This window comes from uncultured Endozoicomonas sp. (assembly GCF_947495845.1).
Classification (GTDB): Bacteria; Pseudomonadota; Gammaproteobacteria; order Pseudomonadales; family Endozoicomonadaceae; genus Endozoicomonas.
Map to the genome: position 1 here is coordinate 104,963 of NZ_CANMAO010000013.1, position 9,701 is coordinate 114,663.

The 9,701-nt window shown below is 44.9% G+C and carries 14 protein-coding genes; 6 read left to right on the plus strand and 8 right to left on the minus strand.

The window, feature by feature from the left end; all coding sequences use genetic code 11:
• Positions 1 to 10: 10 nt before the first annotated feature.
• Complete coding sequence (gene frdD, locus Q1B11_RS10695; protein ID WP_299731987.1) at positions 11 to 364, plus strand: fumarate reductase subunit FrdD; 354 nt, start codon at positions 11 to 13, stop codon at positions 362 to 364.
• A gap of 46 nt (positions 365 to 410) precedes the next feature.
• Here the strand turns inward: frdD and Q1B11_RS10700 are convergent, their stop codons facing one another.
• Positions 411 to 1,142 carry a hypothetical protein gene (locus Q1B11_RS10700; RefSeq protein ID WP_299731989.1) on the minus strand — a complete coding sequence of 244 codons (732 nt, stop codon included), beginning with the start codon at positions 1,140 to 1,142 and terminating at the stop codon, positions 411 to 413.
• 119 nt (positions 1,143 to 1,261) lie between these two features.
• On the opposite strand from Q1B11_RS10700, the gene Q1B11_RS10705 reads away from it, so the two are divergent.
• Both Q1B11_RS10705 and Q1B11_RS10710 read left to right on the plus strand, forming a co-directional pair.
• Positions 1,262 to 1,957 carry an SDR family oxidoreductase gene (locus tag Q1B11_RS10705; protein ID WP_299731991.1) on the plus strand — a complete coding sequence of 232 codons (696 nt, stop codon included), beginning with the start codon at positions 1,262 to 1,264 and terminating at the stop codon, positions 1,955 to 1,957.
• An 86-nt stretch (positions 1,958 to 2,043) separates the two neighbouring features.
• Positions 2,044 to 2,694, plus strand: coding sequence for a hypothetical protein (locus Q1B11_RS10710; RefSeq protein WP_299731993.1), 651 nt, complete (start codon positions 2,044 to 2,046; stop codon positions 2,692 to 2,694).
• Here the strand turns inward: Q1B11_RS10710 and Q1B11_RS10715 are convergent.
• The 3 genes from Q1B11_RS10715 to Q1B11_RS10725 all read right to left on the minus strand — a co-directional run bounded on the left by Q1B11_RS10715 (position 2,686) and on the right by Q1B11_RS10725 (position 5,522).
• Positions 2,686 to 3,015: an Hpt domain-containing protein gene (locus Q1B11_RS10715; protein WP_299731995.1), complete on the minus strand. Its 330-nt coding sequence runs from the start codon at positions 3,013 to 3,015 to the stop codon at positions 2,686 to 2,688. The genes Q1B11_RS10710 and Q1B11_RS10715 overlap by 9 nt on opposite strands.
• Positions 3,016 to 3,072: 57 nt before the next feature.
• Entirely contained in the window at positions 3,073 to 5,079 is a 2,007-nt protein-coding gene (locus Q1B11_RS10720; protein WP_299731997.1) for a DUF1631 family protein, read from the minus strand.
• Positions 5,080 to 5,237: 158 nt separating this feature from the next.
• On the minus strand, positions 5,238 to 5,522 hold the full coding sequence (locus tag Q1B11_RS10725; RefSeq protein ID WP_299731998.1) for a hypothetical protein: 285 nt from the start codon (positions 5,520 to 5,522) through the stop codon (positions 5,238 to 5,240).
• Between Q1B11_RS10725 and Q1B11_RS10730 the strand changes: the two genes are divergently transcribed.
• The 3 genes from Q1B11_RS10730 (at position 5,516) to Q1B11_RS10740 (ending at position 7,036) form a co-directional block, all read left to right on the plus strand.
• Complete coding sequence (locus tag Q1B11_RS10730) at positions 5,516 to 5,701, plus strand: hypothetical protein (protein ID WP_299732001.1); 186 nt, start codon at positions 5,516 to 5,518, stop codon at positions 5,699 to 5,701. The genes Q1B11_RS10725 and Q1B11_RS10730 overlap by 7 nt on opposite strands.
• A 24-nt stretch (positions 5,702 to 5,725) precedes the next feature.
• On the plus strand, positions 5,726 to 6,031 hold the full coding sequence (locus Q1B11_RS10735; protein ID WP_299732004.1) for a hypothetical protein: 306 nt from the start codon (positions 5,726 to 5,728) through the stop codon (positions 6,029 to 6,031).
• A gap of 99 nt (positions 6,032 to 6,130) precedes the next feature.
• A complete protein-coding gene (locus Q1B11_RS10740) occupies positions 6,131 to 7,036 on the plus strand; it encodes a TIGR01212 family radical SAM protein (protein ID WP_299732007.1) in 906 nt (301 codons plus the stop codon).
• 260 nt (positions 7,037 to 7,296) lie between these two features.
• Here Q1B11_RS10740 and Q1B11_RS10745 read toward each other — a convergent pair whose 3' ends face one another.
• From Q1B11_RS10745 to Q1B11_RS10760, 4 genes are all read right to left on the minus strand, one after another.
• Positions 7,297 to 8,058 carry an IS3 family transposase gene (locus Q1B11_RS10745; RefSeq protein ID WP_299732010.1) on the minus strand — a complete coding sequence of 254 codons (762 nt, stop codon included), beginning with the start codon at positions 8,056 to 8,058 and terminating at the stop codon, positions 7,297 to 7,299.
• Between the two features lie 284 nt (positions 8,059 to 8,342).
• Positions 8,343 to 8,699 (minus strand): transposase, encoded by a 357-nt coding sequence (locus Q1B11_RS10750; protein ID WP_299732013.1) that lies wholly within the window; start codon positions 8,697 to 8,699, stop codon positions 8,343 to 8,345.
• A 97-nt stretch (positions 8,700 to 8,796) separates the two neighbouring features.
• The gene (locus Q1B11_RS10755) at positions 8,797 to 9,087 is read right to left on the minus strand and encodes a type II toxin-antitoxin system RelE/ParE family toxin (protein WP_299732016.1); all 291 of its coding nucleotides are present in this window, start codon (positions 9,085 to 9,087) and stop codon (positions 8,797 to 8,799) included.
• Entirely contained in the window at positions 9,077 to 9,328 is a 252-nt protein-coding gene (locus tag Q1B11_RS10760) for a type II toxin-antitoxin system Phd/YefM family antitoxin (protein WP_299732019.1), read from the minus strand. The genes Q1B11_RS10755 and Q1B11_RS10760 overlap by 11 nt, the downstream gene beginning before the upstream one ends.
• Positions 9,329 to 9,701 lie beyond the last annotated feature (373 nt).

Sequence of the window (9,701 nt, forward strand, 5' to 3'; positions counted from 1 at the left end):
GAGAGGGAACATGAGTCAGAAGCGTCATATTGAACCTCTGTTGTGGAGTCTGTTCGGTGCTGGTGGTACGACCATCGCCTTTTTCTTTCCGGCCATTATCTTTGTGGTTGGTTTAGGTGTGCCGTTGGAAATCATTCCTGCGGAAGCGTTGTCCTATGAACGTATGTCTGGTTTCTTTCTGGAGAGCTGGATTGGCAAGATCGCTCTGATAGTAGCGCTGGTGCCGTCTTACTGGGCGTGTATCCACCGTGTTTATCACGGCTCTCACGATCTGGGTTTCCACCCGGCTGGCTGGGTTAAAGCTGCTTGCTATGGTGGAACGTTGATTTTGAGTTTGGCGACGATTGTATTGTTGCTGGTGTGATGGGCGTGCAGTTGTGAAAAAAGGGGCTTCGGCCCCTTTTTTGTAACTACGCTTTTAGTTTTATTGATTGCAGATGGTTGTATTCTAAGCTCATTTCGTGATGGGATGTTTTCAACCAATCTTTGTATTGAGTATCGTTACTCTGTCTTTTCACTATCTCTTGCAATGCCATGACTCTCAACAGAATGACCTCATAAATGGTGGCCGACATGTGCTCCACCGCTAGCTGTCGATCTGCGGAATGCAGGTTGTGTGTTTCTATAAAGTCATCAATAGCAAATCTTGCCAGAGTGCCAGTGACACCGTTCGGTTTTTGATGTCCACCCAGATAATAATGCAAAGCTTCTAATTCTTGCTGAGGCTCTTCAGGTAAGAGGCTCTTTAAAGTGACTGCTTTGATCATTGCGGATAGCTTGCCAAATTGCTGGCAGATTTGATTCTGAAGATTGGCAGGTAGCTCAACCTTATGATCTTGGAGCGTTTCAATAATCTGTTCAATGCTGCTTATTGTTTGACCATGCACATCTATAGCGGAGGATAAAGCCTTCCACTTCTTTTCATTAGCAAGGCTCAGAACCATATCCAGATGTTGTTGAGTTACTTTACGTGTGGTCAGCTCTGGTCCATTTGGTGATAGCGCATCTTTATCCAGATATTCATTGGGCTCTGTTTGAGCTACGTGCTGTTTTCCAAGCCGACCAGATTCAACAGATTTACTCTGATCATTGTTAGTATGCTTAATGGGGTGGCTATGACTACCTGGTATTTTATTGGGCATTTTACACTGGCCTGATGATTATCTTTCTTAATTGAACGTCAATAGCGAATTCAGGCTATTGCAGGTATAACTATTTGCATCGGCCAACAATGAGATTTCTATGATGAGCAGGAGGTATTATGGAAAAGGTAGTGGTGATTACAGGTGTCAGCCGTGGGCTTGGGCTGGAAATGTGCAAGCAGTACCTTGCTTCAGGAGCCAAAGTGTATGGCTGCTCTCGTTCGCCGGAACGGTCTCAGGGCTTGCTGGAATTGAAAAGAGCCTTTGGTAGCCAGTTTGAGCTTGTTCCCCTTGATATCACCCAACCAGGGATGATTCAAAATCTGAAGTATGTGATTGAGGAGCCGGTGGATATCCTGATCAATAATGCCGGTATTTATGGGCCAGCCGGATTATCCTGGGATCAGGTAACTTCTGATCCATGGATGGAGGTTATGCAGGTTGATGTAGTTGCGCAGTTGATGGTGGTTCAGGCGCTGGTGGAAAAGGTTGCCGCCAGTGGGGATAAAAAGATTCTGTTTATGTCCAGCAAAATGGGCAGTATGGGTGACAATCAAAAAGGCGGCAGTTATATCTACCGGTCCGCTAAAGCAGCGTTGAATGCGGTAGGTAAAAGTCTGGCCATTGATTTGAAGGCGCAAGGTATCAGTGTTGGCCTTCTGCATCCGGGTTGGGTGTTAACCGATATGGGTGGGCCAAATGCGCTGATTACGGCAGATACCTCAGTGAGTGGTATGCGCAAAGTGATCGATAATTTGTCGTTGAAGAATAGCGGTCAGTTTTTTAGCTATGACGGCTCCGTAATCCCTTGGTAAGATCGTCTTTTGTATAACTAAGTACCCAACCCTATGAAATATATGATTGCATAGGGTTGGGTACTTATCGCTTCGGTTGGAAAAGCATGTCACCAGTTCGCCAGTCCCTTTATTTCTTCTCTCGTTATGGCGTTAGCATCACCGCTGTGTTTTGTCTGACAGCACTGTTTTCAACCGTGCTGGGCTATCTGTTGACTGGTCAAATTCACAGTGATGAAGCCTTAAGCAGCGGCTCTATTGAACTGTTGGTTTCATCACTGATCGAACCGTTGGCTACAGGGACTGTGATTTGCTTTATTGCGAGTCGGGATCGCGGCAATACGCTCAGCCTTATGGGCAGTTTTGCTCAGGCCAGGAGCCTATATTTACCACTGGTATCGAGTTACATGCTGGTGCTTCTGGCGACATTGGTGGGCATGGGGCTCTATATTCTGCCGGGGCTGTTTTTGCTTTATAAACTGATGTTTGTGGAGTATCGGGTGGTTTTGAACGGTGAGCAGCCATTAGATGCCATCAAAGGCAGTTTTGCACAAACGAAAGGAGAAATAAGGCTTTTACTTCCCGTGTTCGTTTTATTACTCGTTTTGTTGTTTGGATTTCAGGCAGTGACCAGCTTTTTGATTCAGGGTAGTGATCTGGCGTCACAGATACTAAAGGCGGTCTTAAATACACCGGTTCAAGCTTTTTCTGTGATTGTGGGCTTTCGGCTGTTCAGTTTGACGGATAAATCAGTCTGACAAATTTTCGCAGTGTTCTTTCAAGTTATTTAAACAGGTTTCGATCTGTTCAAATAAGGTTGAATAGCGTTGTTGCTCTGGTGCCATACCGCACTGTTCCAATTCTGCTGCCAATGTCGTTAACTGGCTTGCGCCAACAATAAGCGCCCCACCTTTAATGCGGTGGGCAATACTGGCAACTAACGAATCTTGCTGATTATTGATGGCCGTTTTCAGGTTGACTAAGTCTTCTTGAGTTACCAGGAAAAAAGTGGTCAGCAGCTCTTTAATCTGCTCTACATCGCCATCAGCAATCTGTTTTAAATAATCCAGATTTAACATAGTTAAATACCTGTTCCGATAAGATTCTTAGTCGCCTTAGAACACTATCGCTTTAACTTATCGTTTCTTGAATCGATGCATTACGGCCTGAATCGCACGGTCAAATACAGGGTTATCCTGCTCTATAACGATAGAACCGCTCTCAATTTCTTTTTTAAGGTCACAGCCTGAAATTTCAGCTACTCGCATACCTGAGCTATTTTCAAAGATATACCGATGTCGGTCTTTACTGAGTTTGGCCAGTTTGCAGCGGAATCGGTGAGAATTGCCTTTGCCCACAAACTCAATCCACTGGCCAGGCTGTAAACCTTTAATAATGATGGGCTCATTTTTTCTTTCAGTAACAGCCTCTGGATGCGCAGAATCCAGTAAGTCTAATAATATGTCCTCCTTATCATTTTCTTTTGGATTTCTTGAAAGGATGATTTCTTCTTCGCTATCTTCATCGAAATCATACTCTGTCTGTTGTAACTCGTTTAGCTTATTAGGTTCTCTGTCGTCTACATCTGGTGGCTCACTGTCGTCTATATCCATTGGTGTACTGTCGTCTATAACTTGTTGTTCCTGATGTTTAACCTGTTTATCCGTTTCGTCAACAAAGAGTTCATCCCAGGATATGTCAACTTCAACCGTGTTATCGTTAAGAGACTGCTCTTCAATCAATAGGTTTTCTTCTTCCAGATCTGGCTTGATTTCTTCAGCTGGGTTAATAATCAGGTCTAGATTATGGTGAAACTCCTTGAGCGCTTCCTGAAATATGTTTGGGTTTTCACAATGGTTACTAATGATTGAGTGAACTGTATGTTCAATTAACATATATACGTGGTGGTTATAATTTAGCTCTGTGCAGTGTTCCAGGCCTGATGTAGTTATTGCGTTGAGTAATGCCCGGGCAGGGTGGTCATGATTGGTTAAAAAACTGTCATCTTGAATGGCCTCTTTTAAAACAGGAATCTGTAGAAAGCCGAGAATTTTTTTGATTTCATCTGGAAGCTGGTGGTCTTCAATAATGAACTCGAACAGCCAGCCAATCATGTTGATCAGATCTTCATGGTGACGGGTTAGTTTTGAATTAATCCCCTGATTTTCCAGCGCCTGAGTCACCGAGTAGTGCAAATTATCAATGGATTGATTTTGAAATGTAATTTCAGACTGAATACACGTCAGTACGCGGGTAAGATCAACCGTACGAACACGGGCACCTTTGCCTTCAGAAATGATTTCACCTTCAGCTAACATGCCTTCTAACCGAGACATCAGACGATCTGCAAATGAGTCCAAAAGTACCGTGTCGTTTAGATCTGAAAGCGAACTTCCCGAGATGATTCCAGACGGTTGAGCTCCTCCCCCTGTTGAGCCGGAGCTGTTGGCTGGAGTGGCCGCGGTTTGAGTTTGAATGGGGGCAGCTGCGAATTTTGGGGGCGCTTTTATTTCCAAACCCCGTTCAATGATGATCGAATCAATTTTGGCCAGTAACTCTTCCATAGGGGACTGCAGGTGAGATGAGAACCATGTGAAAAACATCTCTTCAATATCTCTTTCCGGTGAAAGGCTTTTGAGGGCAATTGAGAAACTTTCGCAAATCCGCTCTGGCATAGCGGGGTAGGTGCCTTTGTAGTCAGGGTAAAGTGAATTGAGGGTCAGGTTGATATGGCTGATTAGCTCCGCGCTTTTGTATTTTTCAAAGAGCTTTGTAGCCTTCTGCCAGAGCAGTTTGTGTTCCAGTTCTTCATTGTCCAACAGTTCCAGAGTCAGCGTTTCCAAACTTGCTTCTGCTTCTTTGTAGTCATCATTGCGAAGCTCTGTCAGAAAACAGGATCTTAGTTGATCACCGTTTTGTTTAAGGCGGTTTTTCACTTCAACCCAGCGCATGATGTCCTGATTGTTATCAAGATCCTCCATGTGCAGATCCAGGTGACGAAGAAGTGCTTCTTTGAGTTTATCGATGCTGGGGGAAAGGTGGTCAGTGGCCAGTTCGTTCAGTTCGGAAAACGGAAGGGTGCCTGACGGCTTTTCAAGACCGGTCGAATCAAACGGAACTACGTTCGACGATCCTATCGACATGCTGGCTACACCCCGTAACGGCTAAATACAAAGGCTGGGTGAACGTCGATTCGGACCTTAACGATGTTTACATCGAAAGAAAAGACGCTCTAACAGGCCAGCTCTGTTTATTAAGTTTCTTAAATGCGCTGTAAACGTTGAGAAGGGGAGGTTTAGTGTCAACCGTCCTTCATTTCTTTTGCCATCTCCCGGGCTCTTTCGATGGCTCTATTGAAACCATTCCTGAACAGATTATCCCTGATCTGTCGTTGTAGCTCTTCAGGTGTGATTTCATCTGTGGCTTCTGCCGCATCTGCCAGTTCAGCGTCTTCTTTATCTTTCACCAGATCCGAGAAAGCCTGAGCTTGCATTGGATCTACCTTATCTACAGACCCAACATCCTGAACTTTCTGTTGATCATCATTTGGCAGGTTTTCAACATTCTTATTGGTAATGTATGACATGCTCGTGCGCTCCATCGCTGATTACGGGCAAAAGTTACCTTCCTCACAGTCTAGCCATGGGAGAGCGCCCGATACAGGTGATTTCGGCAGAACTGGTCGGAATTGCTGCTATTTGGACGAATGGGCTGACAGCTGGTCTGGATGTTCATAAAGCCACCGGAGGCATCGCCGACAACTGAATTTAGTACAGCCGGGAGATAGCCATGAGTGGTGAGCATTTTACGTTAACGATCAGCCAAAGTACCTCAGATGCCGGCGATTTTGCCATCCATATGAAAGAACCTGATAAGCCAGAGCAGCTTTTAGTACATTTGAGATTTATGCATCTGGCCATGTTTGATGAAACCTACCTTGATGACCTAGTGGGCGTGATGGCGCGGAAGCTGGCCAAAAGGATCATTGAATGGCGGGTAGCCCCGGATGACCCCGATGCCATGCAGGCCTGTCAGGATGAAGCCAAAGCCGTAGTTCAGGAAGCGCTCGAGCGAATGAAGAAAGGCTCTGGTTAGGCAATACCCATAACCCATGCGTTGAACTCCGTATAGTCGAATTTTCTGTTAGCCGTTATGTTGTCTTGTTTTTCCAGCTGACAATAATCGCCTATGGACATGACTCGTTACGTAAACACTTTTGGTCGCTATCTCCAGCAAAAATATGGAGAGAAAGTCCATAAGGTCTCGGTCAACGCATCATTTACCTGTCCAAACCGTGACGGCACCAAAGGTATTGGCGGCTGCACGTTCTGCAATAACGCGTCATTCAGCCCGGGTAGTACCAAAGCGGGTGCGATATCGGATCAAATTGCACAGGCAAAAGAAAAAGTCAGTGCCAGAACCGGTGCGCAAAAATTTATTGCTTACTTCCAATCCTACAGTAACACCTACGGTTCAGTAGAAGATCTCAAACGCTATTATGATGAAGCGCTGGCTCAACCGGGAATCATTGGCATTGCAGTAGGCACTCGGCCCGATTGTGTGCCTGAGCCTGTTCTTGAACTTCTGGCAACCTACCAGCATCAAGGTTATGAAGTCTGGCTTGAGCTTGGTCTACAATCCAGCTTTGATCACACGCTAGAACGAATCAACCGTGGTCATACTTATGATGATTACGTCGATGCGGTCAATAGAGCAAAAGCACACGGCTTAAAACTATGTACGCATCTCATCGTTGGTTTACCCGGTGAAGAGCCTGAAGAAAGCCTGATCAGTTTCGATCGAGTTGTCGCGTTGGGTGTGGATGCAATCAAGATTCACCCGTTGCATATTGTTAAAGGAACACAGCTTGCACGACAATGGCGACATGGTGAAGTCACTGAATTGACAATGGAATCTTATACAGATGTTCTGGCAGAAATGATTAACAGGGCACCGGAAGATTTGTTGTTTCACCGGCTAACCGGCTCTGGTGAGCGACAGTATTTACTGTCACCGTCATGGTCCATGCACAAATGGGATGTACTTGGATTGCTATACAGAAAACTTGAAAGTAGTGAGACAGAGGCAATAGAGTCCTAGGCACTACGCTAATAAGGGGATAGCAGTTGAAAACATTATTTATATCAATGAGCTGCAGGAGCTTTTCAGAAAAGATATCTCTGGCAAAAGCGCCACATCGTATTGCGGTCTAAAGTGCTGATACGTCATGAAAATATTAACTACTCATAGACGTCTATCACCTTGTTAGCGTAGTGCCTAGAATAGAGTCGGTAAATTGTGCAATTAGTAGGTAAGTTCGTGCATGAACTTCCCCCGATAAAATGGACACCCTTCTACAGCTAAACAGCCGCTTCGTATTCTACCGGAGATTGATAATTAAGGCTCGAGTGTAATCGAGCCCGGTTATAAAAATGCTGAATGTATCCCGCTATGCTATCACGCAGATGATGCACACTGCGGAAGGTCGTTCCCGTAAAGAATTCACCTTTCAATGAGTGGAAGAATGACTCCATTTCGGCATTGTCAGTGCAGTGGTACGCTCTGTTCATACTGGCTATGAAGCCATAGCGAGTGTGTATGTTTTGAATGTCCTTTGCCCGGTATTCAATGCCCTGATCCGTGTGAAACAACAGCCCTTTCGGTGGCCGACGTTTGCGAATAGCCATGAGTAGAGCTGCCTTTGTCAAAGCCGCTGTTCGATGGTTTTTCAGTGACCAGCCAACCACTCGCCTGGAGTACAAATCCATCACTACTGCGAGAAACATCCACCGACCCTGGATCTTTAAATACGTGACATCGGATGTCCAGTGTTGGTTCACCGCTGTTGGTTTTGGCCGCCCCTTACGGATATTGGGCACAGGGTCGCAAGCCCGTTGTGGCCGAGGCTTTCTGCGATAAATGCAGGCAACCCGCGCAATCAAACCAGCTTCACGCATTAGTCTCTCAACGCGCTTACGGCCTACTTCTACGCCTTTTTTACGAAGAGCCATAAACACTTTCGGGCTACCATATCGGCCCTGACTCTTTTTAAATATGGCCCTTATAAGTAGTTGACCATTTGGAATCGAATATTTCTGGCTGAGTGGGTAGTTACTATGCAAGGCACAACGCAGGGAGTATAGCCTTAGCTATGTGACCGGAGTTGTAACGCAGTACGACTGCATGGATGCAGGAGGTAGAGCAACGCAGGAGCAAGTTGCCGAGAGTGACTGTCCACTCAGTCAGAAAATATGATTTCATTTGGTTAACTACTTACGTTCGAGTAAACGATCATCAGCTTGTTTACGCAAACTAGGCTTTCGCGTTCTCCAATCATGAAAACCACTCCGAGATACACCGAGTCTCCCGCAGAGAAAACCAATACCCCAGCGCTTTCCAAAACGATCTATAAACTGGAATTTTGCCTTCGTTGTTTCGCAAGAAACCGTTTCCACTTTTTTAGGAAATCGTTCTCCTTTTTAAGTGCTGTGACCTCATGCTCCAGCTTCTTGATCCGTTCACTGTCGGTCATCTCATTCTTTCTGGGAACACTCACCAGTTTTTTGGAGACTTTACGCTCATCGGCCACAATTTTGCCCTCAAAATATTCTTTGCGCCAACGAGACAAAATAAAAGGATGAATGTCCAGTGACTGGGCGACGTCCTTAATCATAATGCCGGGCTGAAAAGTGAGCCGAACAGCACTGACCTTATACTCATTACAGAACTTCCGCGTGGGTTTGTCTGGTCTGTAAGTCGTCATATAAACACCTCATTGAGTTAGGAATGAGGTGTCCAGAAAAGCGGGGGAGGTTTCGTCCGGTGCGCAGCACGAACACGATTTTTTTGTTATGTGCATGTTAATAGTTAACTCGCTTATTAAGAGTTCTGTAGACTGAATTTTTCTCCCTCTTGCCTATCGCTAATATGTAAACGACAAGCTCATCATCTATTACCTCATAAGCTAATCTATATCCTGCGGTTCTTAACTTGATCTTATATACTTTCTCATACCCTTTCAGCTTCGCAGATGCGACGTGAGGATTTATTAGCCTCTCTTCAAGCTTCTTTTTAAACTGTGATTGAATAGGTTGAGCTAATTTCTTCCATTCTTTAAGTGCCGCTGGAAGAAATTTCAGCTTATAAGTCATCAATATTCACTTCCACAGCTTGCTCTTTGTCCTTTAGCCTTTGCTCCACCAATTGTGCCAGCTGATAATCATCAATGAGCTCAACCATCCACTCATAGGTTTCAGCTGGAATTAGATAGGCTGCAGGCTTGTTGTGATTTAAAATAGCAATAGGTGAACCTTCTGAATCATTCAAGAGAGCTGTTGGGTTTTTCTTTAGTTCTGAGATACTTGCCGAGCAATCCGCTAATACTTGTCTCATATTCATGCCTCCATTAAGGTCATTTTTAAGGTCTAATTATAGAGCTAAATATAGATCATATACAACTGAATTTATGAAGGCTTATATGTGTTATGTGCTCATACTCGTTACTTGCTGACTGGAACTAAGTTAATGTCAGAGTTGTCTAATCGTACAAAGATAACTAGGGAAGATGCGAACAACCCAAGCCATTTTATAACTTCCTGCTTTGAGCGAATAAAACCAGCTTGATCACCAATATTGATGAGTTATTCATCAAAAAACACTTGAAAACGGTAGGGCTCAACCGCTTTCATTGTTTTCGGGCGGATTAGCCCTGTGCCCGGATCATTTGATCCAGCCTGACGATGTTCGCCAGGGCAAACAATGTCGC